This is a genomic window from Kitasatospora sp. NPDC051853, assembly GCF_044452665.1.
Taxonomy (GTDB): Bacteria; Actinomycetota; Actinomycetes; order Streptomycetales; family Streptomycetaceae; genus Kitasatospora.
Window position 1 is genome coordinate 822,149 of sequence record NZ_JBITBY010000001.1, and the last position, 15,311, is coordinate 837,459.

At 71.9% G+C, this 15,311-nt stretch carries 12 protein-coding genes; 4 read left to right on the top strand and 8 right to left on the bottom strand.

The annotated features are described in order from the left end of the window. Nucleotide 1: 1 nt before the first annotated feature. The 3 genes from ACIA8O_RS03605 to ACIA8O_RS03615 form a co-directional block, all read right to left on the bottom strand. Nucleotides 2-1,309, bottom strand: coding sequence for a serine hydrolase domain-containing protein (locus ACIA8O_RS03605; RefSeq protein ID WP_396291852.1), 1,308 nt, complete (start codon nucleotides 1,307-1,309; stop codon nucleotides 2-4). 691 nt (nucleotides 1,310-2,000) lie between these two features. Next, a complete protein-coding gene (locus ACIA8O_RS03610) occupies nucleotides 2,001-2,666 on the bottom strand; it encodes a GNAT family N-acetyltransferase (protein ID WP_396291853.1) in 666 nt (221 codons plus the stop codon). 108 nt (nucleotides 2,667-2,774) lie between these two features. Further along, entirely contained in the window at nucleotides 2,775-3,701 is a 927-nt protein-coding gene (locus tag ACIA8O_RS03615) for a helix-turn-helix transcriptional regulator (RefSeq protein ID WP_396291854.1), read from the bottom strand. Nucleotides 3,702-3,763: 62 nt separating this feature from the next. On the opposite strand from ACIA8O_RS03615, the gene ACIA8O_RS03620 reads away from it, so the two are divergent. After that, on the top strand, nucleotides 3,764-4,276 hold the full coding sequence (locus ACIA8O_RS03620) for a hypothetical protein (RefSeq protein WP_396291855.1): 513 nt from the start codon (nucleotides 3,764-3,766) through the stop codon (nucleotides 4,274-4,276). Next, nucleotides 4,273-4,821 carry an NIPSNAP family protein gene (locus ACIA8O_RS03625; protein WP_396291856.1) on the top strand — a complete coding sequence of 183 codons (549 nt, stop codon included), beginning with the start codon at nucleotides 4,273-4,275 and terminating at the stop codon, nucleotides 4,819-4,821. The genes ACIA8O_RS03620 and ACIA8O_RS03625 overlap by 4 nt, the downstream gene beginning before the upstream one ends. Nucleotides 4,822-4,873: 52 nt before the next feature. On the opposite strand, the gene ACIA8O_RS03630 is transcribed toward ACIA8O_RS03625, so the two are convergent. Both ACIA8O_RS03630 and ACIA8O_RS03635 read right to left on the bottom strand, forming a co-directional pair. Next, entirely contained in the window at nucleotides 4,874-5,419 is a 546-nt protein-coding gene (locus ACIA8O_RS03630) for a dihydrofolate reductase family protein (protein WP_396291857.1), read from the bottom strand. A gap of 16 nt (nucleotides 5,420-5,435) precedes the next feature. Further along, on the bottom strand, nucleotides 5,436-6,086 hold the full coding sequence (locus ACIA8O_RS03635) for a dihydrofolate reductase family protein (protein WP_396291858.1): 651 nt from the start codon (nucleotides 6,084-6,086) through the stop codon (nucleotides 5,436-5,438). Between the two features lie 189 nt (nucleotides 6,087-6,275). On the opposite strand from ACIA8O_RS03635, the gene ACIA8O_RS03640 reads away from it, so the two are divergent. Next, complete coding sequence (locus ACIA8O_RS03640) at nucleotides 6,276-7,211, top strand: LysR family transcriptional regulator (protein ID WP_396291859.1); 936 nt, start codon at nucleotides 6,276-6,278, stop codon at nucleotides 7,209-7,211. Nucleotides 7,212-7,232: 21 nt separating this feature from the next. On the opposite strand, the gene ACIA8O_RS03645 is transcribed toward ACIA8O_RS03640, so the two are convergent. Beyond that, a complete protein-coding gene (locus ACIA8O_RS03645) occupies nucleotides 7,233-7,439 on the bottom strand; it encodes a hypothetical protein (RefSeq protein ID WP_396291860.1) in 207 nt (68 codons plus the stop codon). Between the two features lie 78 nt (nucleotides 7,440-7,517). Here ACIA8O_RS03645 and ACIA8O_RS03650 point away from each other — a divergent pair, with 78 nt between their 5' ends. After that, nucleotides 7,518-8,027 carry a GNAT family N-acetyltransferase gene (locus ACIA8O_RS03650; protein WP_396291861.1) on the top strand — a complete coding sequence of 170 codons (510 nt, stop codon included), beginning with the start codon at nucleotides 7,518-7,520 and terminating at the stop codon, nucleotides 8,025-8,027. Nucleotides 8,028-8,072: 45 nt separating this feature from the next. Here the strand turns inward: ACIA8O_RS03650 and ACIA8O_RS03655 are convergent, their stop codons facing one another. Both ACIA8O_RS03655 and ACIA8O_RS03660 read right to left on the bottom strand, forming a co-directional pair. Beyond that, entirely contained in the window at nucleotides 8,073-8,510 is a 438-nt protein-coding gene (locus tag ACIA8O_RS03655) for a hypothetical protein (protein ID WP_396291862.1), read from the bottom strand. A gap of 144 nt (nucleotides 8,511-8,654) precedes the next feature. Next, nucleotides 8,655-14,744, bottom strand: coding sequence for a DNRLRE domain-containing protein (locus ACIA8O_RS03660; RefSeq protein ID WP_396291863.1), 6,090 nt, complete (start codon nucleotides 14,742-14,744; stop codon nucleotides 8,655-8,657). Between the last annotated feature and the right edge of the window lie 567 nt (nucleotides 14,745-15,311).

The window sequence follows — 15,311 nt, forward strand, 5'->3', positions numbered from 1 at the left end:
GTCAGCGGCGGAGGGTGCAGGGGTGGGGGAGGTAGGAGCCGAGGAGGCCCTCGCGGTCGTCGGGCCGGTAGGCGATGGCCCGGCCGGTGAGGGTGTCCTGGTGGAGGCGCAGGTCGAGGCCGAGGTGCGGGCTGTTCAGGCGGGCGTCGGAGGTGGGGAGTTGGAGCGGGGCGGTGGCGCGTAGGTCGCTCCGGGTGGAGGCGGTGGCGGTGGTGGTGACGGGTGGGGCGTCGGCGAGGTGGATCCGGACCCGGTCGGGGGCGGAGAGGTCGAGACGGAGCGGGACGGGGCCCTCGGGGGTGGTGATCGTGCCGCTCCAGCGGCCCGGGGGCAGGGCGGCGGGGCGGGCGGTCTCGGAACCGGTGTCCAGGAGTTCGGGGCGGAAACCGGGGACGAGGGCGGTGGCGAGGTGACGGACCACCAGGTCGCGGGCGCTCTTGTCGGTGGAGTTGGCCAGGACGGCGAGGGAGAGCTCGTGTTCGGGGAAGTCGATCATCATCGCGGCGACGCCTCCCATGCCTCCGCCGTGGCTGTGCACCACCGGCCCGGGGCCGTACGAGACCAGGCGGCCGTAGCCGTAGCCGGTGTGCGCGTTGATGGGGACGGCGGGCTCCGGGACCGGGTCGAGCAGGCGGGAGGAGGTGCGCGCGAAGAGGGCGACGTCGCCGGCGGTGGCCCAGGCGGCGGTGGCGGCCGGGTGGCTGGTGCGGCAGGTGGGGTAGGGGCGGCCACCGGCCGAGTAGCGGGTGGCGACGGGGGCGGGGCCGTCGTACGCGGCACCGAAGGCGAAGCCGGTGAGGCCGAGGGGCTCGGCGATCCGTTCGCGCAGGTGGTCGCCGAGGGGACGGCCGGTCGCGGACTCGAGGAGGTGGCCGAGCTCCTGGTAGCCGAGGTTGGAGTACTCGAAGGCGGTACCGGGTTCGCGGACCGGCGTGCGGTAGCGGTCGGCGTCGATCGGGAGCGGGCCGGTGCCGTAGTGGAAGGTGTAGAACGCGGGGAAACCGCCCCGGTGCTGCAGGAGTTGGCGAGGCGTGGGGGCGGTCCGGGGGTGCCGGCCGGGCAGCGGCGCGTCGAGGTCGAGCAGGCCCTCGGCGGCGGCCAGGCGGACGGCCGTGGCGGTGAACGCCTTGGTGACGGAGGCCAGTCCGTAGACCGTGTCCGGCGTGGCGGGGCGGCGCTCGGCCACGTCCGCGAGGCCGTACGCCCTGGTGAGGACGACCTCGTCGCGTTCGGCGACGGCGAGGGAGAGCGAGGCACAGCCGTGCTCGGCCAGGACCTCGGTGCACAGCTCGTCCAGCCCGTTCGGCATGCGGTTTCCCCCTCGATCGGATCCGGTGTCCGGTCGAACGACAGTACTCCGCTCCCGAACGGTGTTTCCGGGAGGGTCCCTGACACCGCGCTTCGACGGGATCCGGTCCCGCGAGTCGCGGCGCTGCCGAGAGGACCGTCAACGAGAGGTGGTGAACTCCGGGACCGCCGCGACTCCTCGGCCCGGAGGGACGCCGTTGCCCGCGCACGTGCCGATCGGATCCAGCCCTGCGGGTCCGCATCGTAGAGCGCGCACTCCTCGTGCCACCGGGTGAGCCCACTGACGATGTCATCGAGGGAGTGGTACCACTCGCCCTCGCCCTTGCCCCCGCTCTGGCTCCCGTGCCGGAGGACACCGGGGAGGCCCGGATCCCGGCAGAGGTCGAAACCGTGCAGGTACTGCAGGGCCGTCACGACCAGAGGGTCCTCGAAGTCGGCGGACCCGCCCTCGCCCTCCACCCACGGAGCCGCCCACGCGTGCGCCGCCTCACGGGTCACCTCACCCACCGTCAGTCCGTGCCACTGGGCCGCGACTTCCCTCCGGCCGGGCGGGAGCGGCGGTGCGTCCGGATCACTCATGAGCCCTCCTGGCGGTAGGGATTGATGTGACGACGGGAAGGCGACGAGGCAGACGGCCCTGTCCGCACCCCGGGTCCCGTCCTTTACCGTGCGGGCGGCCTCGTCGTCACGCGTCAGGTGGTGATGCCCAGGACCGGGAGGCAGGCCTCGACGCCGGAGAGGGTGATGTCGGAGCGGCGGTGGGCGGTCCACTGCTCGCGGGTGAGGCGCCAGCGGTGGAGGGGAGCGGGTTCGAGGAGGCGGGTGGCCCAGCCGGTGCCGTTCGGGGTGTAGCCGAGGGCCTCGGAGACGTGGTTGGAGGCGGTGTTGTCGAAGAAGGCCTCGCTGCCGGCCTCCCGGGCGCGGAGGCCCTCGAAGGCGAGGTGGAGGATGGCCTGGCGCATCTCCTTGCCGAGGCCCTTGCCGCGGGCCTGCGGGCCGAGCCAGGAGAAGGTGCCGACCGTGCCGAAGGTGCCGAAGTCGGTCCCGAACACGTCCTGCATGCCGACGGCCTCGCCGTCCGCGACGACCACGAAGTACAGCCGCCAGAAGCTCTCGTTGACCTGGGCGCGGCCGTTCCAGACGCCCCGGAGCCAGGTCCACTCGCGGTCCGGGCCGTCGAGGTAGAAGGACATCGGGTCGTCGAAGGGGTACGGCGGCGCGTCGGCGACGCCCGCGCGGACCACCGGGAGCAGCTGCTCCAGCAACTCGTCGGTGGCTCCTCGGAGTTCGAGCCGGGGCGTGGTCACCCGGAGGTTGAGCGGAGGATAGGGGTGGGTGGTGGTGGCGCTGGCAGTCATGGCGCACACCGTAGGGGCGGACCGCGTTCCGCGCACCGGATTAAATCCGCGCTGCTCACTGCGTGTGCGGAGGGCCGGTGGCCCGGGCCGGGAGGGCCTCGCGCCGGGTCAGTTCCCGTAGCGGGTGGCCAGGGTCCGCACCGTCCCGGCGATGCGGTCGCGGAGTTCGGCCGGTGCCAGCACCTCGACGTCGGTGCCCAGTCGCAGGAACTCGCCGTGGGCGCGGTCGATCGACTCGATGGGCACCCGGGCCTGCGTCCAGCCGTCACCGGTGGGCGTCACGCCGAGGCGGCGGGCGCCCTGCGGGGTGAGCCGCACCAGGGCCTCGCCGGTGTGCAGCCGCGCGCGGAAATCGTCCAGGTAGCCGCTCCAGTACCCGGCCAGGTCGAACCCGTCCGGGAGGGTGAACTCCTCCAGCGGCCGCAGGCTCAGGACCTGGTCGACCCGGTAGGTGCGGATGCCCGACGGTCCGCCGGCGACCAGGTACCAGCGGCCGGCCTTGAGCACGAGCCCGTACGGCTCCACCCGCCGCTCGATCTCCTCGGGCGCCCGCCAGCGCCGGTACCGCAGCAGCACCGCCTGCCGCGCCCACACCGCGGCGGCGACCGCGACCAGGTGGGGCGTGTCGTCGGTGCCGCCGTACCAGCCGGGGGCGTCGAGCAGGAAGCGTTCCTGGATCCGCTCGGCGTACTCGTGCAGCTCGGCCGGGAGCGCGGCGCGGAGCTTGAGTTCGGCACTGGCCAGGGCCCGCCCGAGGCCGAGCTCGGCGGCGGCGCCGGGGAGCGCGGCGAGGAACGCGGCCTGCGCCTCGTCCGCGGTCAGTCCGGTGAGCCGGGTCCGGTAGCCGTCGACCAGCCGGTAGCCGCCCGCGTGTCCGGCGGCGCCGTACAGCGGGATGCCGGCGGCGTTGAGCGCCTCGACGTCCCGGTAGACGGTCCGGACGGAGACCTCGAGTTCGTCGGCCAGTTGACGGGCCGTCATCCGACCCCGGTTCTGGAGCAGGAGAAGCAGGGTCACCAGCCGGCTCGCACGCATGCCGCCCAGTATCCACATCCACTGACGGAGGATGTCAGTGGACCGGCCCTAACCTGCGGCGCATGGACGACTTCGACTTCCTGCACGGCTCCTGGGACGTGGCCAACCGCCGTCTCACCACACCGCTCGACCCGGGCTCCGGCACCTGGGTGGAGTTCCCCGGGCACGCGGTGGTCCGGCCGCTGTTCGGGGGCGCCGGCAACATCGACGAGATCACCTTCCCCACCCTCGGCCGTCAGGGGGTGACCCTGCGGCTGTTCGACCGGGAGGCGGAACGCTGGTCGATCCACTGGTCCGACAGCCGGACGGGCCGACTGGACCCGCCGCTGGTCGGCGGGTTCACCGGTGCCCGCGGCGACTTCCACGGCGAGGACACCTACGACGGCCGGCCGATCCGCGTGCACTTCACCTGGCACCACCTCGGCCCGGACACCGCCCGCTGGGAGCAGGAGTTCTCCGCCGACGGCGGCCGCACCTGGGAGCTCAACTGGACCATGGACCTCACCCGCACCGGGCGGGCCGACGGACGGGAGGTCGGCGCACGGGAGGCCGACGTACGGGAGGCCGGCGCATGAGCATCGTCGAACTCCGGCAGTACACCCTGCACCCCGGGACCCGGGAGACGCTGATCGAGCTGTTCGAGCGCGAGTTCGTGACCGGTCAGCAGTCGGCCGGCATCACCGTCGGCGGCCGCTTCCGCGACCTGGACGACCCGGACCGCTTCGTCTGGACGCGGGCCTTCCCCGACATGGCGCACCGCCGCCGCGCGCTGGAGGCCTTCTACACCGGCCCGGTCTGGCTGGAGCACCGCGACGCGGCCAACGCCACCATGGTCGACAGCGACGACGTGCTGCTGCTGCGCGGCCCGGGCTTCACACCCGCGCCGGGCGTCCGCGAGGTGCTCGCGACCGTCTGCCACCCGGCCGACGCGGCGGGCTTCGACGCTTACGCCGCCCGGCACTTGGGGCCGGGCCACGCACTGCACCGCACCGAGCACGCCGAGAACGACTTCCCCCGCCTGCCGGTCCGCACCGGGGAGGACGTCAGGCTCTGGTTCGGCCCGGCCGAACCGGCACCCTGGCCGAGCCGGCTGCTGCGGCTGGAGCCGGTGAGGGCCTGAACCGGGAGGCCGCGGGTGCCCCGCCCGGTGGGGTGGGCGGGGCACCCGCGGCTCAGGCGGTGCGGTAGGTGAGGTGGAGGGTGCCGTTGTCGAGGGTGGCGGAGCGGGCCAGGGTCAGGGCCCGGCGGGGGAGGGCGCCGTCGAAGAGACGGGCGCCGGCGCCGAGCACCACCGGGTGGACCAGCAGGGTGAGTTCGTCCAGCAGCTCGTTGGCGAGCAGCCAGCGCACCAGGGTGGCGCTGCCCGAGACGGCGATGTCGCCGCCGGCCTGCTGCTTCAGCTCGGTGATCCGCCCGGCCAGGCCCTCGGGGCCCAGCAGGGTGGTGTTCTGCCAGTCGGCCTTCTCGAGGGTGCCCGAAACGACGTACTTGGCAATGGAGTTGAGGTGGAAGGCCAGCGGGTCGTCGTCCGGCTGGGTGGTCCAGTGGGAGGCGAACTCCTGGTAGGTGTGGCGGCCGAAGAGCATGGCGTCGGCCTTGGCCGTCATCGCCGTGACGGCCTCGGTGACCTGGTCGGTGAGATAGGGGAAGTGCCAGGTGTAGGGGGCCTCCACGACCCCGTCGAGGGAGACGAAGAAGCCTGCGGTGAGGGTGCGCACGGTGCTGTCGGGCCTTTCAGGAGGAGACGGGGAGGAGTTCTTCGCGGCCGTCCGCGCCGATGCCGATGTCACCGGCGGCGGGCCGCCCGGCGAAGGCGTAGGTGTGGCCGATCACCCCGGCGGGGGTGGAGCGGACGTCGGTGAGGCGCCAGGCGGCCGGGACGGTGCCGGGCTCGAAGAGGCGCTTGCCGCGGCCGAGCACCACCGGGAAGGTGAGCAGCCGCAGTTCGTCCACCAGGTCGTGGGCCAGCAGCGACTGGACCAGCCGGCCGCTCCCGTGCACCTGGAGGGCCCGGCCCGGCAGCTGCTTGAGCGCCGTCACCTCGGCCGCCAGGTCGCCGGTCAGCACCTCGGTGCCGGCCCAGTCGGCGACCTGCCCGGTGGCGGACGGGACGTACTTGGTCAGGGAGTTGAGCTTGGTCGCGGCGGTGTCGGCCGGGTCGGTGACGTTCGGCCAGTGCGCCGCCATCAGCTGGTGGGTCCGGCGGCCGAGCAGGAAGGCGTCGGCGTCGTCGAACCAGGGGCCGGCGATCCCGCCGAAGCCCTCGTCGACGTACGGCACCAGCCAGCCGCCGAGCTCGAAGCCGTCGGAGGCGTCCTCCTGGGGGCCGCCGGGGCTCTGCAGGACGCCGTCGAGGGAGACGAAGGTGGTGACGGTCAGTCTCATGGATGTGCTCCGGGAAGAGTGGGTGAGGGGCGCGGTGCCGACCTCGTCGCAGGTTCCGCGCCGCGAGTGGCCCCAGCCTGCCGGGCGGCGTCCGGGGTGATCAACGGCGATCGCCGGCACGACCGTTTAGCCCCGCTCAACGGGCCCGTAAGCCGGGCGGCTACCGTTCCCTGACGGATCGACAGATTGATGGATCGACGGATCGACGGGGGAGCAGTGCTGGAGAGACTGGAGCTGGAGGCGTTCCTCACGCTGGCGGAGGAACTGCACTTCGGCCGCACCGCGGAGCGGCTGCACGTCAGCACGGGACGGATCAGCCAGACCATCAAGAAGCTCGAACGGCAGGTCGGCGCACCGCTGTTCGAGCGGACCAGCCGGGACGTCCGGCTCACCGCGCTGGGGGAGCGCCTGCGCGACGACCTGCGGCCGGCCTACGAGCAGATCGGGGCCGGGCTGGCGCAGGCGATCATCGCCGCGCGCGGGATCACCGGCCGGCTGGCCGTCGGGTACTCCGCGCTCTGGTGCGGCGACCTGGTGATCCGGGCCGCCGAGGTGTTCCGCGCCCGGTACCCGGACTGCGAGGTGCGGATCCAGGAGGCCCAGCTCGGAGACCCGTTCGGGCCGCTGCGCGCGGGTGAACTCGACCTCCAGCTCACCGAGTTCCCGGTCCGGGAGCCCGACATCACCGTCGGTCCGCTGGTCTTCTCCGAGCCCCGGGCACTGATGGTGTCGGCCGCCCACCCGTTCGCCGCCCGGGAGAGCGTCTCCCTGGAGGACCTCGTGGACACCGTGCTGCTGCCGATGACCGGGAACATCCCGGACTACTGGCTGGAGTATCACTACCCCAGCCGCACCCCCTCCGGACGGCCGATCCCGCACGGGGCGCCCATCACCTACTGGCAGGAGGTGCTGGCGCACATCAGCGTCGGCAGCGGCGTCTCGGTGGTGGCGGCCCGCGGTTCGGCCTACTACACCCGGCCCGGCGTGGTCTTCGTCCCGTTCAGCGACGCACCGACCATCGACTACGGCCTGCTCTGGCCGACCGCCGGTGAGAACGCCCGGATCCGCGCCTTCGTCAACGTCATCCACGAGCTGCGCGAGCAGGGCGACCCCGCGACGCGCTGACCGCCGGCGGGAACGCCCGGCTCAGGGGTCCACCACCTCGACGCCGGCGGCCAGCATCCGGGCCACGATCTGCTCGGCCAGCTCCTCGTGACAGGTCAGCAGGTAGTACGGGTTCGGGCCCTTGTTGAGCGGGAGGTAGCCGGTGGCCGTGCGCTCCAGCTGCCAGTGGTCCCGGTCGGTGGTCCACAGGTCGGCGTAGTCGGCGAGGTCGGGCGTGGCGTCGGACATGGGCCGATCTTCGCGGCAGGGCCGGGCGGTGGGCAAATGCCTTCGCCCCGACCGCGCCCCACCGGCGAGAATGCGGCCATGCTGATCAGAGACGCCCGTGCCGAGGAACTGCCCCTGCTCCAGGAGATCGAGGTGGCCGCGGGCCGGGTCTTCGCCGACATCGGGATGGACACGGTCGCCTCCGACGAACCGCTCCCGCTCGACCGGATGGACCGCTACCGCGCGGCCGGCCTGGCCTGGGTCGCCGCCGACCCGGCCGACGACCGGCCGGTCGCCTACCTGCTGGCCGAGCCCGTGGACGGCAACCTCCACGTGGAGCAGGTCTCCGTCCACCCCGCGCACGCCCGCCGCGGCATCGGCCGCGCCCTGATCGAGCACGCCGCCGCCCGCGCCACCGCCGAGGGCCTCCCCGCCCTCACCCTCACCACCTTCACCGAGGTCCCCTGGAACGGCCCCTACTACACCCGCTGCGGCTTCCACCCCGTCCCCGACGCCGACCTGACCCCCGGTCAGCGCGCCATCCGCGCCGAGGAGGCCGCCCACGGCCTGGACCGCTGGCCCCGCCAGGTGATGATCCGCCCGCTCTGACGGCCGGTCCGCCCGGGCGGCGGGTACCGCAGAAGGGGGAGCCCCTTACGCGGCGTCGAGTGCGAGTGTGACACCGACGGCGATCCACATGGCGGTCAGTACCAGCGGAGCCAGTGTGTTGACCGGCCTGGGGAGTCGTGCGCGTGCGGCTCGGGCCAGGACGGAGATGAGGGCGGCGTTGCACAGGGCCGCTGCCAGGCAGAAGGTGAGCCAGAGGGGTTCGAACAGGGCGGGGGGCGACTCGGCCCAGAAGCTGTATCCGAGGAGGTGCTCCTCGATCGGCAGGACGGCCAGCACGAGGGCGGGGACGACCTGCCAGGGCGTGCAGAGCACCACGCCGAGGACGCGGGCACCCGTGCGGGCGTCGTCGATCACTCCGACGGCGGTGAGTGTTGCGCAGACTGCGGTGACGGTGACGGTGGCGAGGTAGATGCGGGAGGCCCAGTTGTCGACGGCGCGGCCGGGTATCTGGGTGATGCGCAAGGGTGACTCCTGTGAACTCGGCGGTGGGGCGGTGCGACTGCGGGCGGGCCCGCCACGATGCTTCCGTGGCAGGCCCGCCCATGAGGCGACGTGCTGTTCACCCGGTCATGGATTCCCGGATGCCGTGGGTCCGTCCGGGAGCGGTCAGACGCCGTAGTAGCGGTGGAGTTCGCCCAGGAAGTTGCGCAGGTTCGCGGCGAGCCTGCTCCAGGTGCTGTAGGCGCCGTCCTTGTAGATCGACTTGGGGATCCAGCGGTCGGCCCAGGTGTCACCTTCGGTGTGGCCGTGGATGTTGAGGGTCATGTAGCCGACCCGGCCGTTCCAGTTCTGGTTGAGGGTGAAGTTGATGTAGGAGTTGCGGCCGTAGACGATGCTGCCCTGGCGGGCGTAGAGCCGCAGGTGGCGGACGCCGATCTGGCCCACCGAGACGTTGAAGTTCACTATCTTGAACCAGGCGATCGAGTCGCGGAGGTCCATCGTCTGGCACTCGCGCGTGATGCGCTGGGCCCGTCCCGCGAGGGGGAAGATCCGGCCGAAGTTCCACATGAAGTGCGCGAAGACGTTGTTCACGTAGACCCGGGAGTAGCCGAGGTTGAAGTTGAAGGCGTAGTCCAGGAGTCCGGTGGTGTCCGAGCAGTTGACCCCGTCACCCGAGCAGTAGACGTAGTCGTTGGCACCGCCGCCGGCGACGGGGTCCACGGACAGGAAGCGGCCGGTGGCCGGGCTGTAGAGGCGGGCTCCCATCAGGATCACGCCCGACGGCGTCTCGGTGGAGCGCTGGGCGCCGCCGAGCCAGTTGTACCGTGAGGCGGCCTGGCCGGCACGGGGGTTGCCGAACTCGTCGTTGTGCAGGACGGTCGGCGCCTGGCCCTGGTCCAGCGGCAGCTGGACGGCGATGTCGCTGTGCAGGTCGGTGAGTTGCAGGACGGTGCCGCCCGTCTTCGTGGTCGTGGCGGCCAGCGCTCCTTCCAGCGCAGTGACGTTTCGGGTGAGGGCGCCGGTGCTTTCGGTGATCCAGCGCGGGTTGTCGGAGTCGTCGGCGTAGTGGTTGGTCTTGGCCGCGGTCTGCGTCCAGGTGCCGGTGTTGGTGTCGACGGTCCAGGAGCCGAGCCGGTCCGCGGGATCGAGCGTCCAGGTCTGGCGGGTGGTTCCGGTGCTCTGGCTGCGGACCTGGTCACTGACGTGGTAGGTGAGGGTGGTGCCGTCCGGCAGGGCGGTGGTCCGGCCGAATGCGTCGTAGCCGTATCCGGCGTCGACGATGCGGTCGGCGCTGTCGTAGCGGTGGGTCGAGGTGCTGTCAGCGGCGGCGGGGCACACGCCGGTGCCGGTGCCGGTGGCAGTGGTCCGAGAGGTTCGGTTGGCGTTCTTGTCGAGGGTGTAGGTCCGCCGGGTGCAGATGCCCTGCAGGGTTTCGTCGGCGGCGGTGAGGCGGCCGACCGTGTCGTAGCGGTAGGCCAGGGTCATGGCGGGGCCGGAGACCTTGGTGCGGGTGAGGATCTGGCCGTACACGGACCGGACGGCCGAGTCGGCGAGCAGGACCGCCGAGTCGCTGTCGCGGGTGTAGGTGCGTGAGCGGGTGGCACCGGTGGTGTCCCGGCCCTGGCGCAGGGTGTAGCCGCCGGGCAGGGTCTCCTCGCGGACGGAGCCGTCGATGTCGTGGACGGCCGTGAAGGTGCCGGCGACGGAATCGGTGACGGCGGTGGCCATCCCCCGGGGTTCCTTGGCGGAGTCGTAGGTGTAGACGACGGTGGACGGGACGGCGTCGCTCACCTTGGTGGGCCGGCCGAGCAGGTCGTACTCGGTGGTCGTGGTGGCGCCGCTGCCGTCGGTGTAGGAGATCTGACGGCCGAGTCGGTCGAACGCCTTGGTGATGGTGGCGCCGCCGTCGGCCGCGGTCTTGACGATCTGTCCGCTCGCCGGGTCGTAGGTGGTGTTCGAGGCGGCGACCGGCTCGCCGATGCCGCCCGAGACCACCGTCCTGACGGGCCGGGCAGCGGTGTCGAAGGTGGTGTCCGTGGTGCGGGTCGTGCCGTTCGCGGCTTCCGACACCCGGGTGACCTGGCCGAACCGGCCGTACTCCGTGGTCTTCAGCACCGCGTTCTGCGGGTTGCTTCCGCCGCCCGTGATGGCGCCGGCCGGTCCGACGGAGCAGACCAGGTCGGCCCACTCGGGCCGGCCCGAGCACGGCCCCGTGCCGGTGGCGGAGTAGTAGGTGTTCACCCGGGCCGCCGCGTCGGTGCCGTTGGAGGTCGGCAGCAGGGACTTCACCAGCCGCCCCTGGGCGTCGTACTCGGCACTCTTGGTGAGGGCGAGCCCGGCAGGGTCGAGCACCGTGCTGGTCGGCACGCCCAGCGCCCAGTTGTAGCTGGTGACCGTCGTACGGGGGTCGGCGAGCAGGTGCGGGTACTTGCGGACCTCGGCCCCGCTGGTGAGCGTGGTGGGCTGGTCCTTGACCACTGCGGTGCCGTCGGTGGGACGGCCCTGGTCGTACTCCAGGACGGTGCGGGCACGGGCGGCCACCACGCTGCCCGCGGGCAGCAGTGTGCTTCCGCCGTCCTTGAGGTCCTGGGTGAGCTGGACCTGCTGCAGCGGTCCGGTCTTCTCCAACTCCCGGGAACCGTCGGAACTGAACCGGCTGTGCGCGGAGAGCAGGTCGGCACGCTCGGCCGCGGGCAGCGCGACGATCCCCAGCTCGGCCAGGGTGGTCCGGTCCGCGGCCGTGCCGCCCAAGGCGATGGCACGGTTCGCCGCGGACAGCGCGCGCACCGTGTTGCCGTTGCGGTCGTACTCGGCCGTGGTCACGTTCTTCGCCGCGTCCACCGCGTTGACCAGACGTCCGGAGGCGTTCAGGTAGTGCAGCCCCGCCCGGGTGTAGGACGTGGCGGACAGGCCGCCGCCGTTGTGCGAGGCGGGCACGACATCGGCCGGGAACACCGCGGTGGCGTCGGTCGGAGCATCGCTCTGACCCCAGAGCGCGACGTCCGAGGCCCCCATCGGGTGGGGGGCACCGGCGCCGGTCAGCGGCACCGAGTAGACCAGCGACGTCGTACCGGTACCGGCGGTCTGGTCACTGCTGCCCGCCTGCAGGCCGGGACGGCTGACCTTGAGGAGCATCCCGTCGTTGGCCGAGGTGCTGGAGGCGTTGCCGTAGACGAAGGTGTAGGGAAGTTGACCTGCGGGCGTCAGTTCGCGCACCCGGCCCGCGGTGTCGTAGGAGTAGGTGGTCTTCAGCGCCGGAGCGATGCGCGGATCCCACGCCTCGCTCAGCCGGCCGTTCACGTCGTAGGCGTAGCGGGCCATCACCGTGGCGGTGGAAGAGGCCGCACCGGGCGTGGTCGCCCACAGCCGGATCTCGTTGACCTGCCCGGCGACGTCACCGAGGGTCGTCCCGTTCGCGGTGGTGGCCTGCGCGTAGCCGAACTCCAGCACCCGGCAGCCCCGGACGGCCGGGTCCGCCTCACACGTGGCGGCCGGTACGGCGGTCGTGGGCGCGATCACGCGCTTGGGGCGGGCCAGCGTCGCGCCCTCCACGGTCACGGTCTCGGACACCACGCGGGTGCCGGAGTTCTCCAGGCCGTCGCGCAGGACGGAGGTCAGCTGCCAGGTCGTCGAAGAGGCCTGCGGCTTGGCGAACGTGATGACCGTGCCGTAGTCGGTGGAGAGCTTGAACGTACCGGTGAAAGCACCGGTGAGGACGAGGGATTCGGCACCGGGCTCGGGAATCCACCCGGTACCGCCCTGCTTCGCGGTGAAGTGAATGGCCTCACCGTCGATGTCGACCAGGTCCAGCGCCGTCGGAGAGACCTTGCGGAGGTGGCTGAACTGGGACTTGCCGACCTCGGCGAACGTGCCGGAGGCCCACTCCTTGCCGAAGATGGCGGCCTGCCCCTCCTGCGCGCCCGCCGTGGGCCGCAGAGAGGAGGCGGTGCGCCGGATCTCGACGTCGAAGGCGGAGACATCGGTGCTGGACAGCACGTGATCGCCCGTCAGCAGGTTGACGGTACCGGGGCCGACCTCGGTGGAGGCAGCGCCGGAGGCACTTCGGTCGACGACGACCCGGATGGTCTCCGACGATCCGGCAGCCCCGCCCGGGCCGGTGAAGTCCGCCTTCAGTTCGACCGCGCCGTCAGGGTTGACGGTGTCGGTCGCGTGCCAGGTGAGTGCGCTGTTCCTGCCGTTGGCCAGTGCGGTCGGCCAGGCGGCGAGGGGCTGGCCCGCAACGCGGACGTCCGCCACGGGGACGGGCGCCCAGGGGTCGGCCTCCGAGCGTCGCCAGGAGAAGGTGACCGCGTCGAACCGGGTGGCGTCGGTCTCCACCGCGAGCGGGAAGTGACGTGCGGTCCGCTCTCCTGCGGACGGGGCCAGGAAGCCGCCGACTCCGGCGTGGAAGGTGTAGGCGGTCGCTTCCGACTTGTTGTCGGCCCTGTCGCCGGAGCGCACCAGCAGGGTGTGGGTGCCGGCCTTGCCGGGCGTGACGGTGATGGTGACGGGGTTCGCGGAGCCGCTGGTGGGCACGCTCGTCCAGGAGATGCCGTCCGTCGACCAGTCGACGGAGCTCTGCTCCCCCGTGGGCGGGGTCACGGTGAACACACCGGCTTGGCCCGCACCCTTGACCCACTGGGCCGACGGGTAGTCCGTGGACGTGACCGTGGGCGCCGAGGGAGCGGTGGTGTCCACCTCGAACGCGAGCGGGCTCGACCAGGACGACTGGGCGCTGCCGTCACTGACCCGGGACCGGTAGGAGTAGCGGACGCCCGCGTCGAGGCGGGTGAGCCCGAAGTCGCCGACCGTGGCGGTGACGGCTGTGCCGTTCGTCGCCGACCGTGTGACGGTCTTCAACAGGCCCGCCTGGCTGGACAGTTCCAGCTCCACGGCGACCTGGCCGACGCCGTCGGAGTCGACGGCCGTGGAGGTCAGCTCCGGGGTGGCCGTCGACGTGTACCGGACGGTGCCGGGCGTCGAGGGCAGGATCTGCGTCGCCGGGGTCGGCGGAGGGCCGTTGTAGGTGACCAGCAGGGACGGACCGCCCCAGGAGGCATCGCCCGACAGGAAGGTCTTGTACCCGGTCGGGTCGGACTCGTCCGTGGCGCGGATGCCAATGGCGTTGGCCGCATTGGTCTGGGTCGACCACTTCGACACCAGACTCGTGATGTCCGCGTGCACCCACTCCGACTTGCACGTGGACGAGTTGCCGAAGGTGGCCGTCGACGTGGCGACCTTGCTGCGCCACTGCGGCTGGTTCGCCCAACGGCTGTCGACCGACGCCAGCCCCGTGTCCCACACCTCCCAGCCGCGAGGGGCACAGGTGTCCGACCATGCGGCGAACAGGTTGAGTTCGGCCTTGACGATCTGCTTGCCCTCGACCGCGTCGGCCTCGGGGAAATGCAGGAACGAGCGGGCGGCCTGCTGGTAGCCGTACTGCCCGATCGCCAGTTCGGTCGACGCGGACTGGTCGGTGGTGATGTCCTGCTGGACGGTGGTGTCGAAGTTGGGGCCCAGGTAGACCGCGGGGTCGACGGTGACGGGGAAGACGGTCCCGGGTGCGTTGAGGAACGCGGCGTCCGGGGTCAACCGGAGCGTGACGACGTCCCCGGTCTGCTTCACCTCCAGGTCGACCGGGGCGGTACGGGCCTTGTCGCGTCCCCGCTTGCGGGTCGCGTCCCACATCACCGGAGCGGGCAGGGATCCGACCACCTCGCCGCTCACGCGGTCGGTGAACGTCACGGAGTCGTCGGCGTTCTTGCGGGCCGTCAGGCCATCGGCGCGCAACGGCATCACCAGGGACTTCGCCTGCGTCGCAGCGGCGCGGTCCTTGAGGACCAGGTACTGCTCGAAGCCGGTCCTGGTCGCCTCGACCACGAGGTCGGCGCCGGGGAGCGCGGCCGGGTACGTCGCCTTGCTGCCGTCGAGACTCGGTTGGGGGAGGTTCCCGTTCCACCCGAGCGTCACCTTGGAGCCACCGCTGCCCAGGGTGATGAGGTCCGTGCCGCCGCCGGTGCCGCGGGCGCTCGCGAGCTTGAGGTCCTTGGGGTGCGCCTTGGCCCTCAGCGCACCGTCCGGGTCGATCACGAGCGTGGTGTCGACCGCGACCCACTTGCCGTCCCGCTTGAAGCGCACCGGTGCGGTGCTCGCCTCGAGGGACATCGTCCCGTCCGGATTGGCCCACAGCGTGGAGGTCTCCGTGCGGGCGTCGAGGACCTCGATCCGCCGGCCCTGCAAGCGGGATGCCAACACGGCTGACGTTTCGTCAGCGGCTTCGGCCGGTCCCTGGAACGACTTGGTGACCGGCGTCTGCGGGGTGGAGCCCGTGGACTGAACCGGAACGCCGAGGGCGCCGGGCGCGGCCGCCACCTGGGAGGTGGCCAAGAGCGCGAGCGCCGTGGCGGTCAGGATCGACCTGAGTGTCCCCTGGCGGCGGCGAGGGTTGCCCTGCCCTCCGGGGGCGTGATGTCTCTGTATAGGGATGCCCATAACTGACTCTTTCTGGAGCAAAGCTGCTACTGCTGTCGCAGAGCCGGAGCGCACCCTCTCAGTTATTCGGACTCTTTTTCAAACCGCTTGATCCGCCCGGTCGATCGCCCCAATTGGTCCTGATTCGAATGGATCGTCGTGATCTGCCCGGGAAAGGAGTGCAGGGGTCGCCTGCAATCATTGACGGGCGTGGGCCGAGGTGAGTTCCGGTGCGGAAATCGTGAATTCGCGGATTCGGCGGGCGAGTTCGGAATTCGGCCGTCAGCCGGTCGCACCGGCAGGCCGAGCGGCCCGAGAGGGGAGCTCGTCCTCGCTCTCGGGCCGCTCGGC

What these genes read in the sequence shown, in the direction of transcription:
- ACIA8O_RS03635 (WP_396291858.1), bottom strand. Translation starts at nt 6,086, where the DNA reads ATGAGACTGACCGTCACCACCTTCGTCTCCCTCGACGGCGTCCTGCAG.
- ACIA8O_RS03640 (WP_396291859.1), top strand. Translation starts at nt 6,276, where the DNA reads ATGGATCGACGGATCGACGGGGGAGCAGTGCTGGAGAGACTGGAGCTG.
- ACIA8O_RS03605 (WP_396291852.1), bottom strand. Translation starts at nt 1,309, where the DNA reads ATGCCGAACGGGCTGGACGAGCTGTGCACCGAGGTCCTGGCCGAGCAC.
- ACIA8O_RS03645 (WP_396291860.1), bottom strand. Translation starts at nt 7,439, where the DNA reads ATGTCCGACGCCACGCCCGACCTCGCCGACTACGCCGACCTGTGGACC.
- ACIA8O_RS03620 (WP_396291855.1), top strand. Translation starts at nt 3,764, where the DNA reads ATGGACGACTTCGACTTCCTGCACGGCTCCTGGGACGTGGCCAACCGC.
- ACIA8O_RS03615 (WP_396291854.1), bottom strand. Translation starts at nt 3,701, where the DNA reads ATGCGTGCGAGCCGGCTGGTGACCCTGCTTCTCCTGCTCCAGAACCGG.
- ACIA8O_RS03650 (WP_396291861.1), top strand. Translation starts at nt 7,518, where the DNA reads ATGCTGATCAGAGACGCCCGTGCCGAGGAACTGCCCCTGCTCCAGGAG.
- ACIA8O_RS03625 (WP_396291856.1), top strand. Translation starts at nt 4,273, where the DNA reads ATGAGCATCGTCGAACTCCGGCAGTACACCCTGCACCCCGGGACCCGG.
- ACIA8O_RS03610 (WP_396291853.1), bottom strand. Translation starts at nt 2,666, where the DNA reads ATGACTGCCAGCGCCACCACCACCCACCCCTATCCTCCGCTCAACCTC.